Source organism: Streptococcus sp. 27098_8_69 (genome assembly GCF_041432445.1).
Classification (GTDB): domain Bacteria; phylum Bacillota; class Bacilli; order Lactobacillales; family Streptococcaceae; genus Streptococcus.
The window spans coordinates 50,812-72,935 of record NZ_JAPVZO010000008.1 but is presented as its reverse complement, the minus strand read 5'-3'; the positions used below and the strand labels follow the sequence as shown (position 1 = coordinate 72,935).

General features: G+C 38.8%; 15 protein-coding genes and 1 pseudogene. 2 read left to right on the top strand and 14 right to left on the bottom strand.

Features of this window, described 5'->3' with window-relative positions:
- Positions 1-300: 300 nt before the first annotated feature.
- The 7 genes from O3658_RS04395 to gyrA form a co-directional block, all read right to left on the bottom strand.
- A complete protein-coding gene (locus O3658_RS04395; RefSeq protein ID WP_371559545.1) occupies positions 301-1,425 on the bottom strand; it encodes a replication initiator protein A in 1,125 nt (374 codons plus the stop codon).
- The gene (locus O3658_RS04390) at positions 1,425-1,607 is read right to left on the bottom strand and encodes a hypothetical protein (RefSeq protein WP_009729741.1); all 183 of its coding nucleotides are present in this window, start codon (positions 1,605-1,607) and stop codon (positions 1,425-1,427) included. Before O3658_RS04390 ends, O3658_RS04395 begins: the two co-directional genes overlap by 1 nt.
- Before the next feature lie 336 nt (positions 1,608-1,943).
- Positions 1,944-2,801, bottom strand: coding sequence for a DNA-processing protein DprA (gene dprA, locus O3658_RS04385; protein ID WP_371559552.1), 858 nt, complete (start codon positions 2,799-2,801; stop codon positions 1,944-1,946).
- A gap of 106 nt (positions 2,802-2,907) precedes the next feature.
- A complete protein-coding gene (dapA, locus tag O3658_RS04380; RefSeq protein ID WP_049509834.1) occupies positions 2,908-3,843 on the bottom strand; it encodes a 4-hydroxy-tetrahydrodipicolinate synthase in 936 nt (311 codons plus the stop codon).
- A 50-nt stretch (positions 3,844-3,893) separates the two neighbouring features.
- Positions 3,894-4,970 carry an aspartate-semialdehyde dehydrogenase gene (locus O3658_RS04375; protein ID WP_371559543.1) on the bottom strand — a complete coding sequence of 359 codons (1,077 nt, stop codon included), beginning with the start codon at positions 4,968-4,970 and terminating at the stop codon, positions 3,894-3,896.
- Between the two features lie 287 nt (positions 4,971-5,257).
- The gene (locus O3658_RS04370) at positions 5,258-6,007 is read right to left on the bottom strand and encodes a class A sortase (protein WP_000078698.1); all 750 of its coding nucleotides are present in this window, start codon (positions 6,005-6,007) and stop codon (positions 5,258-5,260) included.
- Complete coding sequence (gyrA, locus tag O3658_RS04365; protein WP_223141089.1) at positions 6,007-8,475, bottom strand: DNA gyrase subunit A; 2,469 nt, start codon at positions 8,473-8,475, stop codon at positions 6,007-6,009. The genes O3658_RS04370 and gyrA overlap by 1 nt, the downstream gene beginning before the upstream one ends.
- 195 nt (positions 8,476-8,670) lie before the next feature.
- Between gyrA and O3658_RS04360 the strand changes: the two genes are divergently transcribed.
- Positions 8,671-9,657: an L-lactate dehydrogenase gene (locus O3658_RS04360; RefSeq protein ID WP_045763432.1), complete on the top strand. Its 987-nt coding sequence runs from the start codon at positions 8,671-8,673 to the stop codon at positions 9,655-9,657.
- A gap of 57 nt (positions 9,658-9,714) precedes the next feature.
- Here the strand turns inward: O3658_RS04360 and sdbB are convergent, their stop codons facing one another.
- From sdbB to O3658_RS04330, 6 genes are all read right to left on the bottom strand, one after another.
- The gene (gene sdbB / locus O3658_RS04355) at positions 9,715-10,275 is read right to left on the bottom strand and encodes a thiol-disulfide oxidoreductase-associated lipoprotein SdbB (RefSeq protein ID WP_371559540.1); all 561 of its coding nucleotides are present in this window, start codon (positions 10,273-10,275) and stop codon (positions 9,715-9,717) included.
- A 12-nt stretch (positions 10,276-10,287) separates the two neighbouring features.
- Positions 10,288-10,995 carry a thiol-disulfide oxidoreductase-associated membrane protein CcdA2 gene (ccdA2, locus tag O3658_RS04350; protein WP_060955820.1) on the bottom strand — a complete coding sequence of 236 codons (708 nt, stop codon included), beginning with the start codon at positions 10,993-10,995 and terminating at the stop codon, positions 10,288-10,290.
- Between the two features lie 127 nt (positions 10,996-11,122).
- Positions 11,123-11,983: a methionyl aminopeptidase gene (locus tag O3658_RS04345; protein WP_045763436.1), complete on the bottom strand. Its 861-nt coding sequence runs from the start codon at positions 11,981-11,983 to the stop codon at positions 11,123-11,125.
- A 14-nt stretch (positions 11,984-11,997) separates the two neighbouring features.
- Positions 11,998-13,275 carry a CBS-HotDog domain-containing transcription factor SpxR gene (gene spxR, locus O3658_RS04340; RefSeq protein ID WP_060955821.1) on the bottom strand — a complete coding sequence of 426 codons (1,278 nt, stop codon included), beginning with the start codon at positions 13,273-13,275 and terminating at the stop codon, positions 11,998-12,000.
- On the bottom strand, positions 13,268-13,819 hold the full coding sequence (locus O3658_RS04335; RefSeq protein WP_371559538.1) for a GNAT family N-acetyltransferase: 552 nt from the start codon (positions 13,817-13,819) through the stop codon (positions 13,268-13,270). Before O3658_RS04335 ends, spxR begins: the two co-directional genes overlap by 8 nt.
- A gap of 16 nt (positions 13,820-13,835) precedes the next feature.
- Positions 13,836-15,095: a UDP-N-acetylglucosamine 1-carboxyvinyltransferase gene (locus O3658_RS04330; RefSeq protein WP_371559537.1), complete on the bottom strand. Its 1,260-nt coding sequence runs from the start codon at positions 15,093-15,095 to the stop codon at positions 13,836-13,838.
- Between the two features lie 181 nt (positions 15,096-15,276).
- Here O3658_RS04330 and O3658_RS04325 point away from each other — a divergent pair.
- Positions 15,277-16,017, top strand: a pseudogene (locus O3658_RS04325) (transposase); the annotation flags it as partial.
- A 50-nt stretch (positions 16,018-16,067) separates the two neighbouring features.
- Here O3658_RS04325 and O3658_RS04320 read toward each other — a convergent pair.
- A complete protein-coding gene (locus O3658_RS04320) occupies positions 16,068-22,088 on the bottom strand; it encodes an SIALI-17 repeat-containing surface protein (protein WP_371559536.1) in 6,021 nt (2,006 codons plus the stop codon).
- Between the last annotated feature and the right edge of the window lie 36 nt (positions 22,089-22,124).

Here is a 22,124-nt window from a genome sequence, read left to right as displayed (position 1 = left end):
ATGCCGAGTTGATGCCGTACATCTCTACTGTGTTTTTTACGCACGATTTATAGTTTAGAAATCGCAAACTCTTTCGTCTTACGGGACAAGTCAACCGTGACTTTACATAATGCAGCCAGCTCTAGATATACTTTCTAGATACACACCGCCCCTGTTCTTCTTTTTATGCCTAGACTGCGCTAATCGGGACAGTGGGGATATTCAATTTTCAAAGAACAAGAGTAGTTTTATGACTTGCTCAGGTCAAGTATTTTACAAATATGGAACTATCTTAATTCCAGAAAGTCAACCATCTTTCTCTTAACATGTTGCGGTGTCTTTAGACAACTCAGCTAAATAGTGATTCAGTTTCGTCTCCGATAGTTTATCTGGATAATAGTGTGCAATTAGACTAGGACACTCATCAGGGAATTTTCTAGCGTACTCACTTTGTGCTGATACCTCCAGAAAACCATGTTCTTTCTCAATGAGTAAAGCCATCTTCCAAAAACGAATCATCATTTTGTAGAAGTACGCTGGAACATTCTGTATTGATTTTCCTTCAGCCTCTCCTGTTTTAATTTTGAAAATCAATTTATCAAGCTCACGTTCAAGATCCTGCAGCCAAACCTCTCCATAAATTTCCTGAGCAGCTAAGAGATTGTTGTAATTCTTCTCAACTTGGCGTTTTGCTTGATAGATTTTATTTTCAAGTGTTTTTGCATCTTTGCCAAACAAACTGAGTTTCTGAACTAGTTGAGAAGAAAGAAAACCATGTTGCCCCATTTTAAATGCTTCAGAGATTGATAAGTCAGATAAAGATGACTCGCCCTCGTATCGATTAGTATCGTATGAAGATTCTGTCTGACTCCTCTCTGTATTTATTCCGTCCGGTTCGTGGACGTTTTGAAGTCCATTTTGCGGACGTCCGTTTTTGATACTTTCGCTATTATCAAGGCTTTGGGGTACTTTTTCATAGAGAACTTTACCAAAAGCATTAACCCTCTTCAGTAACTCACCATCAGCTGAATAGTGCTCCACTATTTCTAAATTAGCATCCACTAGCTGAAGATAAAGCCTATTTGGCTTATTGAGCCCTTGCCTAACTTCTCGTAAGAGGCCATGTTCTTGCAGTTCTTTCTTGATCTTAGTAACTTTCATCTTTCCCTTGTCCAATAGCAGCATTAGGTCAGAAACTGTAAAAATTAGAAAGACCGCTCCATTTTCATCAACGTAATCTCTATTTCCCTTCTGGAATGAACTGATACTTAATTTACAACGATTATAAAGAGCGCCATAAGCTAACTTAGCATCAGATGAGAGACCCGTGTAAGAACTAGTCAATTTGACATAGCCGTTCTCATTGTGTTGAATACGGGTGAAAAAGATTTCTGGAATTTGATAAAAAGTTAGAGTGGCTAGTTGATCAATCGTGATATCTGCCATTAGTAGCCTCCTACAACTTGTAATCTCAAGCCACCAGCTTCAGGAAAATAGACAAGATGAGTTTGTTCTAACTCTTCAATAGCTGCAATAGCACGGCTTTTAGTCCATCCCATTGTATTCATCAAATCTAAAATCATTACGTCTCTAGTCAACCTTGAGACCTTTGTTTGGTGTTGTTTCATAGGTAATCCTTTCTTTACTTGATTAGTCCAAAATAGTTGAATAGTGATAATAAAACTGCAAAAGCATTGATGGTGAAAATAACTAGAAAAAGCACATAGGGTTTATTTCTGTGATAAGAGCTGATAAACATGCCGTATGAAGCAATAGCAGAAATTAGATTAAATATAATCAGAATACTCATCGAGTTTTTCCTTTCTTAATTTTAGTAACGAAAAAGAGAACGAATTTCCTCGTTCTCTACATATATTTATATATTTCTTGCATTTCTCAAAACTCTAGACACTTACCTCCTATATATAGAAGAAAAGTTTAACCGATAAAAGCCTTACTAGTTCTTAAAATTCAAACTCTGCTAGCACATCTTGACCACTTGAAACAAGTTTTGCACCTTCTTGAACCAAGTGATGACAACCATCTGAACGACCATCTAAAATGCTACCTGGAATAGCAAAAACGTCTCTTCCTTCTTCCATAGCTCGCTCACAAGTAATCAAACTACCAGATCTCATCTTTGCCTCAGCAACGATAACACCCATACATAGGCCAGCAATAATCCGATTTCGTGCTGGAAAGTGATATTTCAAAGGTTCTTCACCCGGTCCATATTCACTCAGTAGCAAATGATATTCACCGATGTAGTCCTGCAGTCGTTTATTGGATCGTGGATAATAGACATCCAAGCCAGTCCCAATGACTGCAATGGTTTTTCCACCACCTTGAAGAATTGACATATGTGCTGCAGTATCAATCCCTCTAGCAAGCCCACTCACAATCACCAGCTCATTCTCCAGTTCTTCAATAACCTTACGGACTGATTTTGTCCCTGTTTGACTACAAGAGCGACTGCCTACAACCGCAATCTTAGGTAACTTTAAGAGATTTAAATCACCCTTATAAAATAACAATACTGGAGCATCATAGATTTCACTGAGAGCAAAGGGATAGACATCGTCCAGAATTGAAAATGAGGGAAATTTTTCAAAGTCATTTCTTAATCGCTCCATACTTTCAAAGGTGAGTTTATGGTAACGTTCCATAAAAACCACTGGATTTCTACACTCAGATGCTTCTGCTATCGTTTCTAAGCTTAATTCTTGATCATAGATTTCTCCATATTGAAGTACCTTTAAAACCTGTTGATTACTTAAACCTGCTTGTTTCAACTTATAAATCTCAAAATTATCAATCTTAATCTTCATGATAGACTCCTTGTTTTTCTCTCTATCTATTTATTCGTAGAAAAAGAAAAAAACTTCCCAACAATTTTACTTGTTTAGAAAGTTTTTTATATTAGTTATCTTAGTAATCCGGACGAAGGACTCCAGTGACAGTTGCCTTGGTTGCTTCGTAGTCCCCATCAATAACAACCTTGATAATGCGTTTGGCATCCTCTTCAGGCGTAGGAACCAAAGGTAGACGAGTTGGACCTGCTTCGAATCCCATATAGTTGAGTACTGCCTTAACAGGTGCGGGACTTGGGTAAGAGAAGAGAGCATTGACTTTAGGAATAAATTTACGTTGAATAGCTGCCGCTTTCTTCATATCACTTTCTTCGATTGCAGTGAACATTTCATGCATCTCATCCCCATTTGTGTGGGAAGCAACAGATATAACTCCGTCTGCACCAAGGTTCATAGCATGGAAAGCATCACCATCCTCACCAGTGTACACCAAGAATTCCTCTGGTTTATGCTCAATCAAGTAAGCCATATTGGCAAGACTGGTACATTCTTTGACACCAATAATATTTGGATGTTCTGCCAAACGAAGTAAGGTATCCGGAGTCATTTCTACAACTACACGACCTGGAATGTTATAAATAATAATTGGCAAATCAGAAGCATCTGCAATAGCTTTAAAGTGTTGATACATACCTTCTTGGGATGGTTTGTTATAGTAAGGAACAATCGCAAGACCAGCCGCAAAACCGCCAAACTCTGCTACCTCTTTGACGAACTCAATAGAGTCACGTGTATCATTGGTACCAACACCAGCGATTAAAGGAACTCGTCCGTTGACAACCTTTTGAACAGCTGCAAACAACTGAAGCTCCTCATCGTGAGTTAGAGTCGGACTCTCAGCAGTTGTTCCTGCTAGGAGAATTCCATCTGTATGATGAGCCAATAAATGTTCAATCAACTTTGGAATGGCATCGAAATTGATAGATCCATCTTCATGAAAAGGAGTAATAAAGGCTGTGATAATTTTACAATCTTTTAAATCTTGATAAGACATACAAAACACCTTTCTATTTTAAAGAAGGAGTTCAAATGAACTCCTACACATTATTTCAATTCAAATTTTAATTCAGCTGTTGGGCGTACTAGACCACGTTCATGTAAAGTCTCAGCGATTTGAACTGAGTTCCAAGCAGCACCTTTAAGAAGGTTATCTGAAACTACCCACATATGAATACCTTTTTCTGCATCCAAATCTTTACGGATACGTCCAACGAAAGTATCACGTGAACCAACAGCATTAACTGCTTGAGGATAGATTTGGTGCGCAACATCATCTTCAAGAACTGCACCTGGGAAGGCAGCAATAGCTGCTTTCACTTCTTCGATTGGTGCTACTTCTTTTGTTTCAATATAGACTGACTCAGAGTGAGCTGACAAAACTGGAATACGTACACATGTTGCTGATACAGCAATGCTCTCGTCTTCCATGATTTTCTTGGTTTCATTGGTCATCTTCATCTCTTCGTAAGTGTAGTCATTATCAGTGAAGACGTCAATTTGCGGAAGAGCGTTGAAGGCGATTGGATAGTGCTTCTTATCACCACCTGAAGGCAGGATTTCCGCATGCAAATCACGTGGATTTACGCCATCATTCAAGACTTCACGAAGCTCACGTTGGGTTTCAAGAATAGCTCCCATACCAGCACCTGAAACTGCTTGATAAGTTGATACGATGATACGGTCCAAGCCCCATTTTTGACGAACGGGCTCAAGAGCCACCATCATTTGAATTGTTGAACAGTTAGGACAAGAGATGATTCCGTTGTGAGCATCAAGGGCGTGGGCATTCACTTCAGGAACAACCAATGGTACATCTGGATTTTGACGGAAGTAAGAAGTGTTATCTACGACAACTGCGCCTGCTTTAACAGCATAAGGTGCGTATTTTGCAGAAGTTGATCCACCAGCTGAGAAAAGAGCAATATCAACCCCTTCAAAAGCGTCTTCTGTTGTTTCTTCGATGGTCACATCTTGACCTTTGAATTGCAAGACCTTTCCTGCAGAACGTGCAGACGCAAGGTAACGAATCTTATCGATAGGAAGAGTTGATTCTTCCAACATTTTGATCATTTGAGCACCAACGGCACCTGTAGCGCCGACAACAGCAACTGTGTATCCCATAACAAACCTCTTTCGGAATTTTCTAAAAATTTCTATAATAGAAACATTATACTACTTTTTACCAAAATTGAAAAGTCTTTTTCCTATCTATTTTCTGAAATTGACAAGAAAAGGCGGTGGGACAGAAATCGATAGACAAAGTCTCGATTTCGTAGTCCCAGCCCCGCGAGTATGATTAGGAGCTTTTTGGAGTCTAAAAGACGAACAAAAAGTTCAATCAGCTACCGCGTCAAAGTTTGATTGCTAATAAAAAATGAGGTCGGGCTCTTTTGTCCCAACCTCTTCTACTATTCATAAAATTGTTTATAGGGTTTATTAAAGGCTTCTAAGATATCTGATGGAGTCTCTGCATAAGATTTTATCTCTGTCAAATTCCCTTTAACGATAATTCTCTCAACTGCATTAGCATCTTCACAGGTTACCAAGGTAATCTCTTTAATTCCATCACGTTCGTCAATTACATCTACGCGATCAGGAGTTACAATTTTAACTTCTTCAATCTCGTATGTATAGACTTTTTCTTTATCAGTCAGATAAATTTTCATCCCTTTCTCAGCACGAGCAAGAGGAGAAAATAATTTCTTGTCTGCATTTTCACCTGCAAATATACGGTGACTTGCTAGAGAATAATTTCCTTCCCCCATTACCTGATTGGCTTTCATTGTCCCAGCACCATAAAAGAGGTTAACATTATCGAGTCCCTTAAATATTGGCAGATTCATTTCAAGCTCGGGAATGGCAATCCCTCCAATTACCGGAAGTTGCTGGGAATTCCATTGAGCTGATAGGACTGCCTCCGAGGAAAGTGATTTTACAGAGTCAAAATCGAAATTTCCTTCGGTTTCTTTGTTCTCTTCAATCTCTTCCTTAGTTACTTGACTGACCTGATACTTATTAGTATTCCAAATCATGAACATATCACGAATATTAGCATTGAAGATTAAAGCGATGGATAGCAAGATTAGAAATCCTGCCAGTATGTTAATCAGTAGATTCTTACGTTTATTTTTTTTACTTTGATTCTTTTTTTGAGACATTATGCTTCACTTTCTGTTTCCTGTTCTGCCCCAACTTCTTCTTTTTCCGCTGCTGCAACACTTGTAAAAGTCACAATCTTAGCATCTTGATCTAGACGCATCACTTTTACTCCCATAGTTGAACGTCCCGTTTGTGAAATATTGGCAACATTGGTTCGAATCATAACACCTGTATCAGTGATAATCATCAGATCTTCATCCCCTTTTACTGTTAAGAGACCAGCCAGAGGACCATTTTTTTCAGTAACATTGGCTGTTTTCATTCCCTTACCAGCACGCCCTTTTGTTGGGTATTCAGTCGCAACTGTGCGCTTACCGTATCCTTTTTCAGTAATGATAAGGACTTCATCTTGATCAGTAATCACTCTCGCTCCAACTACAGCATCACCTTCACGAAGATTTACCCCTTTAACACCAGTGGCGATACGACTCATACTACGAACTGAAGACTGATTGAAACGAACGGCATAACCTAATCTGGTTCCGATGATGATATCTGTGTCTTTTTCAGTTAGTAAGACATTAATCAACTCATCCTCATCTTTCAGATTTAAGGCTTTGAGACCATTTTGACGAATGTTTGCGAATTCTTTAACGCTGGTTCTCTTAACAATACCTGCTCGAGTTGTAAAGAAGAGATAGGCATCATCACTACGTTCTGATTCAACATTGATAATGGTTTGAATGCTTTCACCTTCATCCAATTTCAAAAGATTGACAACTGGCAACCCTTTGGCTGTACGACCGTATTCTGGAATTTCATACCCCTTAAGACGATAAACACGTCCTTTATTAGTAAAGAATAGCAAATGATCGTGAGTGCTGGTTGAAACCAATTCACGCACAAAGTCATCGTCCTTAACTCCAGTTCCTTGAACGCCACGTCCACCACGTTTTTGAGCTGTAAATTCGTCTTGGTCCAAACGTTTGATATAACCTTTATTTGATAGAGTGATGAGAACATCAGATTCTTCAATCAAGTCTTCATCTTCAAGAGTCAAGACTTCACCAACCATCAACTCAGTACGACGTGGATCACCAAACTTACGTTTGACCTCATCCAATTCTTCCTTGATAATTTGCGCTACGCGTTCTGGTTTTGCAAGAATGTCTGCCAAGTCAGCAATCAAAGCAATAAGCTCATCATATTCTGACTGAATCTTGTCACGTTCCAAACCAGTCAAACGACGAAGACGCATATCGAGAATTGCTTGACTTTGACGTTCAGATAACTTGAACTTGCTCATCAATTCAGCTTGGGCTTCTGCATCCGTTTCACTGGCACGGATGATACGAATAACTTCGTCGATGTGGTCCAGAGCAATCAACAAACCTTCTAAGATGTGTGCACGCGCTTCAGCTTTCTCTTTGTCAAATTGAGTACGACGAGTCACCACTTCTTTTTGGTGCTCAATATAAGCATCCAAGATTTGACGAAGAGAAAGAATCTTTGGTACACCATTCTGGATAGCCAGCATGTTAAATCCAAAGCTAGTTTGCATTTGAGTCATCTTGAACAAGTTGTTCAAAATAACATTAGCAGATGCATCACGCTTCACCTCAATTACGAAGCGAACTCCCTCACGGTTTGATTCGTCACGAACAGCTGTAATACCTTCGATACGTTTTTCCTGAACCAAACGCACAATATGTTCATGGACTTTGGTCTTGTTGACCATATATGGAAATTCTGTTACAACGATACGTTCGCGACCAGTCTTAGTTTCTTCGATTTCAGTACGAGAACGAAGCACAATCGATCCTTTACCAGTTTCGTAGGCCTTATGAATACCTGATTTCCCCATAACAAGGGCACCAGTTGGAAAATCTGGACCAGGAAGAACTTCCATTAATTCCTTGGTTGTAACTTCTGGATTATCCATGACCAACTTCACTGCATCAATGGTTTCACCCAAGTTATGTGGCGGAATATTAGTCGCCATACCAACAGCGATACCTGTAGCTCCATTGACCAAAAGATTTGGGAAACGAGCTGGTAGAACCAGGGGTTCACGTTCATTGGCATCATAGTTATCTACAAAATCAACGGTATTTTTATTGATGTCGCGAAGCATCTCAAGAGCAATCTTACTCATACGTGCTTCAGTATAACGCTGAGCTGCGGCACCATCACCATCCATAGAACCAAAATTCCCATGCCCATCTACAAGCATGTATCGATAACTCCACCATTGCGCCATACGAACCATAGCTTCGTAGATAGATGAGTCACCGTGTGGGTGGTATTTACCCATGACATCCCCTGTAATACGAGCAGATTTCTTATGAGGTTTATCTGGTGTCACACCCAATTCGTTCATACCGTATAGAATACGACGATGAACTGGTTTCAAACCATCTCGAACATCAGGAAGGGCCCGCGATACGATAACACTCATGGCGTAGTCGATAAAGCTGGTCTTCATCTCCTTTGTCAGATTGACATTCACTAAATTTTTATCTTGCATTAACAAATGCCTCATTTCACTATTAGTAACTAGATATATTATACCATAGTTTGTCTCTTATTTCAGTGTTACAGTATGACTAAAACGTTTACATGGCTAAGTGGATGTTATATTCGTGACAAAGCTATTTAAAAGTGATAGAATGAAACTAAACAGGGTATTACCCTTAAAAAAACAAAGGAGATGTTTAGACTAATGACAGCAACTAAACAACACAAAAAAGTTATCCTCGTTGGTGACGGTGCCGTAGGTTCATCTTACGCTTTCGCTCTTGTTAACCAAGGAATTGCCCAAGAACTTGGTATCATTGAAATTCCTCAATTGCACGAAAAAGCTGTTGGTGATGCGCTTGACCTTAGCCACGCCCTTGCTTTCACTTCACCTAAGAAGATTTATGCAGCTGAGTACGCTGACTGTGCGGATGCTGACCTTGTTGTAATTACTGCAGGTGCCCCTCAAAAACCAGGTGAAACTCGTCTTGACCTTGTTGGTAAAAACCTTGCAATCAACAAATCTATCGTAACACAAGTTGTTGAATCAGGATTTAACGGTATCTTCCTTGTAGCTGCTAACCCAGTTGACGTTTTGACATACTCTACATGGAAATTCTCAGGATTCCCTAAAGAACGCGTTATCGGTTCAGGTACTTCACTTGACTCAGCTCGTTTCCGTCAAGCCCTTGCTGAAAAATTGGATGTAGACGCTCGTTCAGTTCACGCTTACATCATGGGTGAACACGGTGACTCAGAATTTGCCGTTTGGTCACACGCTAACATCGCAGGTGTTAACCTTGAAGAATTCCTTAAAGACACTCAAAACGTTCAAGAAACTGAATTGATCGAATTGTTCGAAGGTGTTCGTGACGCTGCTTACACAATCATCAACAAGAAAGGTGCTACATACTACGGTATCGCAGTTGCCCTTGCTCGTATCACTAAAGCAATCCTTGACGATGAAAATGCAGTACTTCCACTTTCTGTATTCCAAGAAGGTCAATACGGAATCAAAGATGTCTTCATCGGTCAACCAGCTGTTGTTGGAGCACATGGTATTGTGCGTCCAGTAAACATCCCATTGAACGATGCTGAAACTCAAAAAATGCAAGCTTCAGCAAAAGAATTGCAAGCTATTATTGATGAAGCTTGGAAAAACCCTGAATTCCAAGCTGCTTCAAAAAACTAATTTAAGTTAGAAAAAATGTCTAGACGATTTGTCTAGACATTTTTATATTTCATTACTTTATTTCATTTGAGCAAAAGCTGCTTCTGCATCTGCGTTACTAATTGCACCTAATTGCATCTTAGCAATTTTACCTTGTGAATCAATTAGATACTCTGTAGGGATACTTCGAATTTGATAGGCTTGAAAAACAGCTCCTTTTGTATCATATAAAACAGGGATGTCTTTATAACCTTGTTCCTCAAACCACTTTGGAAATTGGTCTACCGTTTTTTCACCTTGAAGCCCTGGCGCAATGACAGATAAAATTTCGAAACCACGATCTTCCTTAGCAGCAAGTTCCATCAATTCTGGCATACTCTTCTTACATGGTCCGCACCAAGATGCCCAAAATTTAAGATAAACTTTTTTACCTTTAAAATCAGATAATTTCACTTCTTTTCCATCCATCGATTGGAGGGTGAAATCAGGTGCTTCTGCTCCAATAGCTACTTGCTTCACAGACGCTTGTTGTGTCTGACTTGATTGATTTTGTGGACTTGATTTTTTCTCTTCCTTGCCACAAGCAATCAGAAGAAAGAGAGACAAGAAACTAAGTCCAAAATAGATAATTTTTTTCATAGATTACTCCTTTTATCCTAATATTCCAGATAAGACATTTAACTGTCCCAACATTAATAAAATTCCCATGAGAACGATCAATAAACCACCAATTTTCTTCAATAAAAGTATGTGGAATTTGATTCTACTAAAATAAGGCATGACAAGACCTGATGCCAAGGCCAGAACTAAAAATGGAAGTGCCATTCCGAGAGTGTAAATGAGGGTTAATAAGGCCCCCTGAAGAGCTCCATTTCCTCCTGAGGCAGCCAGTGCTAAAACAGAACTTAAAACTGGGCCTATACATGGAGTCCAGCCAAAGCTGAAGCTGATACCCAGTAAAAAAGCCGAGAGATATTTACTAGACTGTTTTTGCTTAAATGTTACTGTTTTTTGTACCTCTAATTTTTGTAGATGAAGAATTTCCATCTGATGCAATCCCAGTATGATAATCATGATTCCCATGACATAACGGAACCAGACAGCATAAAGTAAATTCCCAAGGAATCCTGCTCCAAATCCAAGAATAAAGAAAATGAGAGAGATACCCGCAATGAAACAGAGGGTACGAATCAATCCTGACCAGTCAACATCTTTACCCAAAAAACGAAATGTCTTTGACTTCTCTTGATCATCTAGCAGAACACCTGCGTAGACTGGTAACAAGGGAAAGATACAGGGAGAAAAGAATGACAAGACTCCAGCAATAAAGACAGAAATAAAAAATAAAATACTTTCCAATTAAAAACCTTCTTTCATATAGTCATCTTTTATTTTACTATAAAAGAAAACGTTTGTAAGATATCTGCTACGCAAATTTATTTTCAACTTGAAAGAATCAAAAAAAGGAGCTCAGCTCCTTTTTTGATTAATAAGTTCCCTCTTCACCTTGACTTGTCAAGATTACAGGTCCATCTTTAGTAATAACAAACTGATGCTCGTACTGACATGATAGTCCACCATCGATTGTTTTATGTGCCCAGCCTGTTTTCATATCTGTATCGATTTCCCAATCACCTGTATTGATCATAGGTTCAATGGTTAAGACCATGCCTTCACGAAGGCGGAGACCACGACCTGCGATACCATAGTTAGGCACCATTGGTTCTTCATGCATAGTTGGACCAACACCGTGTCCTACAAGATCACGAACAACTCCGTAACCACGACTTTCAGCATATTCCTGAATAGCAGCTCCAATATCTCCAATACGATTTCCTACAACAGCCTGCTCAATTCCCTTATACATAGCTTCTTTGGTAACATCCATCAAGTTTTTAACTTCTTCTGACGGTTTTCCAACAGCGTAAGCCCAACAAGAATCTGCCAATCCGCCCGTAAAGTTTTGAGTGTATTTTTTCATCTGCTCAACGTTGTTAAAATTAAGTTTAGAAACATTGAGGTCAGACTTAGCGATTGGCCCACCAAGAACCATATCAACTTTCAGCAAATCGCCTTCCTTCAAAATATAGTGGCGTGGAAAAGCATGGGCTACTTCGTCATTAAGCGAACAACAAGTTGCGTATGGATAATCCATCATTGCCCCATCAACACCAATTTGAAGAGGGAGGAAATTTTCTTCTTTACAACGACGACGCACATATTCTTCTACTTCCCACATATCTACACCTGGTTTGATGATGTCTCGCAAACCGATGTGAATACTGGCAAGAAAATCGCCAGCCTTATCCATTGCTTCGATTTCTCTAGCTGATTTTAATGTAATCATGTTTTCTCCTAGTTTTAATTAATTTTTACAGTAACATTTGCTTTTGATACGATTTGATGATTGATATAAATGTCATAGTCAATAATGGCTGACCTTCTCGTATGATGAATAATTCTAGCCTGAATTCGCAAGATATCATCGATCTGAACAGCCTGTAAAAAGTAAATCAACATCTGTTCAATGATGAGGTTACGTCCGCTATTCACGACCAGATCCTGCGTCATATGGGTCAAAATTTCTGAAAGAACTCCATTTGCAAGGACTCCATTTTTTTCCAACATAAATGGTTCAACCGTAATGACAACTTCATCATGGTGGTAAGATAACTTCTGACCAACCTGTTCTGAAAATGTTGGCAAAGCTGAAACTTGAGAGCGGCTCATCTTTTCCATGACATCCCGTCTAGTAATAACACCAAGTAAAGTTTGATTACTTCTCACAACAGGTACCATTTCAAAGTCTTCAGCAATCATTCTCTGGCTAACGTTAGCGATATTCGTCGATAAACCAGTCATGTAGACTGTCCTTGTCATGACCTTATCTATCGTTGTACCAGGTGATTTATCCCCAGCATCACGCATAGTAACTACACCAACAACGACCTGATGCTGATTGATGACAGGAAAACGGCTCGTTCTATTCTTACGAACCAAGTCTAGATAATCTTTGACAGTATCCGTTTCCTGTAGAAATCCATATTCATGACTGGTACGATAGATTTTTTCAACCGTTAAAATATCTGTCTTAATCTGAACATTAGACAAAGCTCTGTTGATCATAGTTGCAATTGTAAATGTATCATGTTTACTGCGCAATACTGGAATATTTTTTTTATTAGCATGGTTCAAAACATCTTCATGAACTTCAAATCCACCTGTTACCAAGACAGCATTTTCATTTTCTAGTGCTAATAACTGAATACGTGTTCGATCTCCTACGATAAGTAAGCCGCCATCATGAAGATATGAAAGAATATTCTTTTCAGTCATCGCTCCAATGGAGAATTTACTAAATTCTCTATCCAATCCAGCTTGACCAGCTAAAACTTCCGAGCCTGTAACTTCTGCAATTTCTGCGAACGTTAATTTCTCAATAGCTACTTTTTTTGACTTTACACGTACTGTTCCACTTCGAGGACGTGTTTCAACAAGTCCCCTATTTTCAGCTTCTTTGATAGCCCGATATGCCGTACCATCACTTACTCCCAGCCGATTTGAAATACTACGAACACTGACACGCTTCCCAACTGGTAATTCTTCCAAGTAGGCTAATATTTCTTGGTGTTTACTCATTTATATTTCCTTTTGTATAACGGAATTCTAGATAATCCCGCATCTTTCGGGTATAACGATCGCTACCTTTAAAACGACGATAAAGAACAAAATTTGATTTTTCTGCTACTTTCTGACTAGCAACATTTTCTAGATGTATCACAATCGAAAGTTGCTTCAAGGCAAACTCGTTCATGGATAAATCTCGTAATTTGGTAACTGCTTCAGTCATATAACCCTGAGACCAATAGTCTTTCTTTAAAAAATAGCCAATTTCTGCTTCTTTCTTAATTTCATCAAGTTTTTCAAACTTGATAGCTCCAATCATTCTTTGCTCTTTTTTATCACAAATAGCCCAAATCCCCAAAGGTGATTTCATAAAATAATTGGCAAGAGCATACTGACTTTCTTCAATACTTGCTTGTGCAGGAAAGATAAATTGGAGATTTTCAGGATCTGATGCAAGTTGATGAAAATCATCTACATCTGTAAAAAAGAAGGGACGGAAATATAAACGTTCCGTCTCATAGAAAGAAAATTTTGCTAATTTAGTCCAGATATTCATTGCAATCCTCAAAGTGCTAATCTTCGATTAGCTCAATATCTGCTCCAAGATTACGCAATTTTTCGATAATATTCGAGTAGCCTCGAAGGATGAATTCAACATTGGTAATCTCTGTTTTTCCTTCAGCCATCAAGCCGGCAATAACCAAGGCAGCTCCAGCACGTAGGTCTGTCGCTTTAACTTTTGCACCCTGCAAAGGATTTCCGCCCTTATAAAGGATGTGGTCGTTTGTTGTTGAAATATCTGCATTCATTTTGGCTAATTCAAAAACATGGTTGACACGTTTTTCATAGATTGTATCAATCAATGTGCCACGACCTTCTGCTTTTAAAAGCAAAGGAGTAATAGGCTGTTGAAGATCTGTTGCGAAACCTGGATAAGGAGCTGTCTTGATATTAACAGCCTTTAGATTTGTTTGCTCTTCGACGAAAATACTGTCTTCAGAAACAGTCATGTGAACACCCATTTCTTCAAGTTTAGCAATAAATCCTTCTAAATGCTCATAAAGTACATTATTAATTCTAATCCCATGACCTACTGCAGCAGCCAGTGAAATATATGTACCTGCTTCGATACGGTCAGGGATGACTTGGTGACGTGTTCCATGAAGGCTATCTACACCATCAATAGTAATCATATCCGTACCTGCGCCACGAATATGAGCTCCCATATTGTTTAATAATGTAGCCACATCAATAATTTCAGGTTCGCGAGCAGCATTTTCAATAACTGTTCGACCTTTAGCTTTTACTGCTGCTAGCATCGTATTGATTGTTGCACCAACACTAACAGTATCCATATAGACATGTGCACCATGTAGACTTGATCCTTGGGTTGAGAGATTCATATTATCTCCCTCGTAGGTTGTCTTAGCTCCCATAGCTTCAAATGCTTTTAAATGCAAATCAATCGGACGCGGTCCTAGGTCACACCCTCCAGGCAAACCTACAGTTGCTTCACCAAAACGACCTAAAAGACTACCATAGAAATAATAAGACGCACGCAAGCTATTAATTTTACCATAAGGTATTGGTTTATTTTGAACACCACGAGGATCAATCTCAAGAACATCGTCATAACGCTTGACACTAGCTCCCATGATTTCCATAATCTCAATAAGACTAGCTACGTCAGAGATGTCTGGAACACAATCCAAAATCACAACATCATCTGATAAAATAATGGCAGGAATTAAGGCAACGACACTATTTTTAGCGCCACTAATCGTAATTTCACCTTTCAATGGTCTCCCGCCGTTAATGACAATTTTTTTCATTTTATGCTCTTTCACTATTTATTAAGAAGGTCTCACCCTATATTATACCATATTTCTTACTAATAGCCAATCCTATAAAATAATTAACAAACGTCTCACACTTAATTCCACCATAAAAATCCGTTTTAGACTAATTTCCACTTTGGTCAGGAAAGTGGAAGTTACTTTGAGAAATTACCCTCAAGATTTTGACAATCTCAATATCATCACAGTTCTGGAAGGTAGAACACAATCTATCATCCGAAATCATTTTCTTAAATATGAGAGTTCTGTCCGAAGTCGCGTCAAAATCATTACTATGGATATGTTTATCCCTTATTATGACTTGACTAGACAACTTCGCTTTCGAATTTCTAGGCTCAGGCTGAAACAGTCTACGAGACTGTTTCACTCCCAAACGCTAAAATCGTTCTGGATCGCTTTCACATTGTACAACATCTAAGCCGTGCTATGAGTCGTGTGCGTGTATAAATTATGAATCAATCAGGATAGTCGTAAACTGAGTGATAAACATTTTTATCGCCCTACTTTTCGTATGCATTTAACCAATAAGGAAATCCTAAACAAGCTTTTGAGCTATTCCGAAGACTTGAAACACCACTATCATCTCTATCAACTCTTGCTTTTCCACTTTCATAATAAGGAGCCGAAGAAATTCTTTGGACTCATTGAGGACAATCTAAAGCTGGTTCATCCTCTTTTTCAGACTGTCTTGAAAACCTTTCTAAAGGACAAAGAGAAAATTGTCAACGCTCTTCAACTACCCTATTCTAACGCCAAACTGGAAGCCACTAATAATCTAATCAAACTTATTAAACGCAATGCCTTTGGTTTTCAGAACTTTGAAAACTTCAAAAAACGCATTTTTATCGCTCTGAACATCAAAAAAGAAAGGACGAAATTTGTCCTTTCTCGAGATTAGCTTTTCTTCAACCCACTACAGTTGACAAAGAGCCAAAAAACTTGTCCCTTTTATATTTTAAACAATGGATTTAAAAAACCATCTGTGTTTTGTAATAATTTCTTATAAACTTTCCACTTGAGGCCTTCGGTATGCTTGAAACCACCTTCTTTCAAGTCTTTCTCAACAGCAGTGTTAAATAAGTTTTGAAGTTGAGCGTAAGTTGAAATCTTAGAACCGTCTACTTCAATCTCAACAAAGCCTTTCTGTGCTTTCGCATACACTTCATGATACCAATGTTTCTTCCACTCTTCGAGGTTTTGGAATTGATTATTAGAAACTTTCTTGATAATGAAATCATCACCTAAAAGCCCTTTATTTTCTCTGTTGGCATCACCTTTTAACTTGTTAGAAACATAAGGGATAAAGCCATTCTCATAACCATAGTAACCCCACATACGGAAAGTATTGTGTTTAAAGGAAATAGAACCTACGGTGCTTCGACTCGTATTCCCGCCAAAGATACCTGCCATCATATTGACCGTTTGATAAGCACTATCAAAACCTTCCGTACGGAAGCGACCGTTATTTGGCATACCATGAAGAGTTACAAAGTTATTATCTACCAACTTGTCAATGCTATCAATTGGTAATTTCTTCTCTTCTTCCGTCAAATCACGTAATTTGTCCCACTGGTGTGGTTCTCCAATTAAACGATTTCTATCCGCATTTGTACGCCACTCTTTATCCATCTTCTTGAACCACTTAGAGTTATCAGATAACTTCTGCTTAATAACGGCAGTAGCTTCTAAGTAATCTAACATCATCATAGACTCATTGTAGTTTTTCATATAACTATCAATCTTGTCTCGACTGTCTAACTTAGCTGGATCATAATTGTAGTACTGCTCACCATCATTTTTACGCTCATAAGCCATGTTGATACCCAGAGCTTTATACTCACTATTCGGAGTAGATTTATCAGGGGTTTGTAACATACCTTGAGCAAAGGCTTCTAAGTCAGTACCTTCACGATGCCAATCTCCACCATAGTAAGCCATACGGTCGTTTATGTGAGTTGTTTCATGTGTAAAGGCTGAAATACCAAACTGACTAATCATGTCAGTTACCATGAAGTAAACCTGATCATCTTTCCATGGACGTTCATAAATTTTTGCCATCGCTCCCATCGCTCCGTTAACTTGATGCCAACGATCAGTTGGGCCAAATAGCTCACGAATAGGAGTTGCAACCTTGCCATCTGAACCATAACCACGGCGACTAGCATTCTTAATACCGCTATAATTTTGATTATCCCAAACAGGCGTTGGTACGGAGTTTTGACTCTTCAAGAGCTGATTACGAACTTTTGGTAAAGCTAAACGAGACCAAAAGTCTAAATATCTTTGTTGAGCTTTCGCTACTTTGTTTATCTCCTCTTTGAAAGCATTTCGTTCTTCTTCCGTATTCTTCCCATATTTTTCAAAAGAACTGAATGCCAACGTGTTGTAAGTAGAAATGACAAAAATATGTGCTTTCTTCAAGTTGAGTAACGGTAAAATCATGCGACTATGCACGTCATTGTTCAAACCGTCATAGATACGATGGCGCTTGTCTTTGAAATCCTCTGTAGTCGTCTCAGGCTCAGAAACATAAACGTTCTTTGCAGCATGAATAAACCAGTCATTTAAGTCGGTGTACTTAGTGAATAAACGCATGTTATAGCCTAACAAGCCATTTAATTCACCTTTTCCAATAGTACCACCAATAACTTCACGATAAGCTTCTAAACTTCTATCTCCTTTTAAATTCTTTTCTGCTGAACCTATACGAATCAAGAAATCTAAAATACTTGGTGTTTTACCATAAAAGTCTGGTTTAAACATCATCAAATGCTTAAAGTTCAAGCCATCATAGTCGATACCATAATAACGATTTAGATAAGTCAAGGCTAATATAATCTTAGCTTTATTATCTTCAACTTTCTTGAGAAGCGCCTTCTCAGCCACTTCATCACTGTTCAGTTGATGGTCTTCATTTTCTAACAAGGACTTCACTAACTTATCTAACGTCTCTCTAACCTCAGCGAAGCTTTCTTCTAGGTATAGAGATGAAGGGTTATTTGTAATAGCTTTAACCTCAGCAGAGTCTAAAGCAACAGAACTCAACTTCTCTTTAACTTTCGTAATCAAGGAATCTCTGTTCTTATAAACCATATTAGGAGTGTAAACTACACCTAAACCATCTACATTATATTCTTTGACTTGTTTTACCTTAGAGTCCGAAACCGCAGATACCCCAAATTCTTCTTTGGTTCCATCGGCATAGTGAATCATGATTTTATCCACACTTGATAAATCAGTGACAAATTGCCCTGCTTTCATACCTGTTACAGACAGAACAGTTTTCTTAACAAGATTGGAATCATCTGTTAACTTATTCCCTTGGTTTACAATCCACTCTTTGTTATAAAATGGTTGCAGTTTTTCCAAGTTTCGATAAGCTAGGTTTCTTGTTTCTTGGTAGTCCTGAATCGCTTTATATTCAGAATCTCTATCAACGATACGATTTAACTTGTTTACAACTGGATCTTGAATAGCGAAGGTATTCGCAGTAATCCCCATATTAGCGATTTTGGCGTCTGCTTCGGCTTGAGAGATACCAGTAATACGATTTGAATGCTTGTAGGAAGATAAACCACTTGCAACACCATTTACATAATTTACACGTTTGATATTATCTAATCCAAAATATTGGTCATTATCATTCAAGGCTGGTGAACCATAGACAATTTCACCATTATTTACTTTAAGCATTGTTACGACGTCTTCAATAACACCCCAGTTAAAGTTGTTATGAATTACACCTCCACTTTCGCCATGCTGAATCAAATTCATAGTACCTTTTATTACAGCATTTCGGAGAAATCCTTTTTTACCTACTGTCATCGAGTCAATACCATGATCTAGTTTACCAATTAAACCACCATATTTAGATTTATTGGCACTAATCTTAGCATCAACGTAAGCTTTATCAACGTTACTTATCCAACTTTCGCTGACAAGTCCACCAGACCACCAGCCTTTATCTCCAAGACTGTTAATCTTGCCAATAAAAGCTACATTGCGCATATTAGCTTCATCTAACTTATTAACAGCACCGGTTACATCGTTATTTCCTGTTACTGAACCTACTACTTTGATATTCTCAAGTGTAGACTTCTTAAACATATTACCAATAGGTGCAACTTTATCAGCCCAAGGCATATTGATATTTACATTACCTAAGTTAAAGTTTTTGAGTGTAGCACCTTCAGCCTCATTAAACAAAGGTCTTTCTAAGTTATGAATCGTGTACTGATGATTCTCTACACTTGATAAAGTACCTCTAAACTTAGCCATAACATAAGCTTTACCTGCTGGCTTAACGTTAACTGCATTCAAATCTGCACCAAGTTTAAACTCACCGGTAGGATTTGCTTGCATGTCTTTTGCTAAATCATGGAAGTTGTAATAAACCTTATCCTCGGTAGCCCTCGGTTTTTCAAGATAATAAGTGTAAGTATCTCTTAACTTACCGTCTTTATCACGTTGAACTAAGTCAGGTGCTTTTGCCGTTATCTTGTAAAGCTGCTTACCTTCCTCAATGACCTCTTCAATCTTATCAATTGCTAAACGAGTCACTTTGTTTTCTCTGGAGGTTACTTTTAAGTAATAGTTGTTAACATTACTTGGAAGAGAGGTTAAATGATTACTATCGCTTTCGACACCGCTTTCGTTTACTTGTACGAGACTGGTATTTGCAATATCTTTCAACTCAACTTTCTTTAAATCTAAGCGTAAAGGTTTATCTTCCAAAGTCGATACTTCTGCACCCTTACCTACATCATAAGTCATAGTGGTTGAAATCGTATAATCTTTGTAATAGTCTAAGTTCTCTAATACTTGAGATAAGTTATCGGTTTTTAAATCAAGCGTTTTTACAATTTTTCCACCTTCTTTGATAGTCGCTACAATGCGTGTAATTGTAGCATTGTCTTGATTTTCTAGATTGTAGTTAATTGTAGCAGACTTAGCTAAAACATCCTTAGATACAGTGGTCAGAGTCAAAACAGGAGCTGTTTTTTCTTTTGGCTTTTCTTTTGTACCTTTTACAAGAATTTCAGGCTTCATTTCTTTTAACACAGTTACGGTTTCAACTGGTTCACTGATTTTTTTGCCATGTAACTCTTCATAGCTAGTAACAATTTGACGTTCGCCATCCTCACCAACTTGTTTAACAGAATCATCACCTATAAATTTGGTAGGATCAGATTCTTCTGTGATAGTTTTAGGAATAGTCTCTGTACGAATATCAGTATGTAAAGCAGGAAGCTCTTCTCTCTCTGGAGCAACGTCAGGAACTGTAGCTAGTGGATCAGTATACTCTGAGATTTCAATAACCGGCGGATCAATTAAGTTTCCTGTTTCATCTATTCCTGTTGTACCTACAGGACCCGTATATTCTGGTTTCTCAGCTTTAGGCGCTTCGTCTGGGACTGTACCTACAGAAGCAGTGTACTCTGGCTTCTCAGACTTGGGTGCTTCTTCTGGAACTGTGCCTACCGGTTCAGTGTATGCTGGTTTTTCATGAACTTCAGGTTCACCTTTGTCAGCCACAACAGCTTCGGGTAATGCTGGTTGAACTTCTGGTTCACCTTTGTCAGTTACAACAGCTTCGGGTAACGCTGGTTGAACTTCTGGTTCACCTTTGTCAGTCACAACAGCTTCGGGTAACGCTGGTTGAACTTCTGGTTCACCTTTGTCAGTTACAATAGCTTCCGGCAACGCTGGTTGAACTTCTGGTTCACCTTTGTCAGTCACAACAGCTTCGGGTAACGCTGGTTGAACTTCTGGTTCACCTTTGTCAGTTACAATAGCTTCCGGCAACGCTGGTTGAACTTCTGGTTCGCCTTTTTCAGTTACAACAGCTTCGGGTAACGCTGGTTGAACTTCTGGTTCACCTTTATCAGTTACAACAGCTTCGGGTAACGCTAGTTGAACTTCCGGCTCACCTTTTTCAGTCACAACAGCTTCTGGTAATGCCGGTTGAACTTCCGGTTCGCCTTTTTCAGTCACAACAGCTTCGGGTAACGCTGGTTGAACTTCCGGTTCGCCTTTGTCAGTCACAACAGCTTCGGGTAACTCTGGTTGAACCTCAGGTTCTACCAGATTGCCACCAACTGGTGCTGTATATTCTAGCTTCTCTGCCTTAGGAGCCTCATCTGGGACTGTGCCTACGGGTTCAGTGTATTCTGGCTTGTCTGCTTTAGGTGCTTCGTCAGGCACTGTACCCACAGGTTGAGTGTACTCTGGTTTCTCAGCCTTAGGCGCTTCGTCAGGCACTGTACCCACTGGTTTAGTGTATTCTGGTTTCTCAGCTTTAGGTGCTTCGTCTGGAACCATACCCACAGGATCAGTGTACTCTGGTTTCTCAGCTTTAGGTGCTTCGTCTGGAACCATACCCACAGGATCAGTGTACTCTGGTTTGTCTGCTTTAGGTGCTTCATTAGGGATACTTTGAATTTCAGATACTGGAACATTTTTTGTCCCCTCATCCTTATGTTGAATTTCTGAAATTGCATCATCATCAAGCGGTAAGTATCCAATATAACGATATCCAGCAATTTGAACTACCCCTTCATGACTTGGAGCTTTCAAAGGATTGCTTATATCGAGAGCTTGCATACTAGAAATACTAATCAGTCCGATAGTAGTAACTAAGAACAAACTACTAACTTTTTTCTTTTTATGAACCAAAAGGACTAAACTACCAACAGCTAATAGTCCTAAAGCTGTAAGCACAGAAGTCGATGAACCTGTTGCAGGAAGAGCTTCCTGCTGATAAATAAGAGCATAAGTTACCTCATTATCAGTAGGAATTCCTGCTTGAATCTTGCTTTGTTCTTCCTTTGTAAGAGCGCTTTTTTCAATGTAATGATAGGTAGAAGCATGAATGACTGACGGTGCAACTAAGATACTTCCGAGTAAAACTGAACCAACAATCCCACAGATTTTTCGGATTGAAAACCGTTCTTTTTTAAATAATGACAAGCGTAATCACCTTCTTTAATTTTATTTCCTAATAGT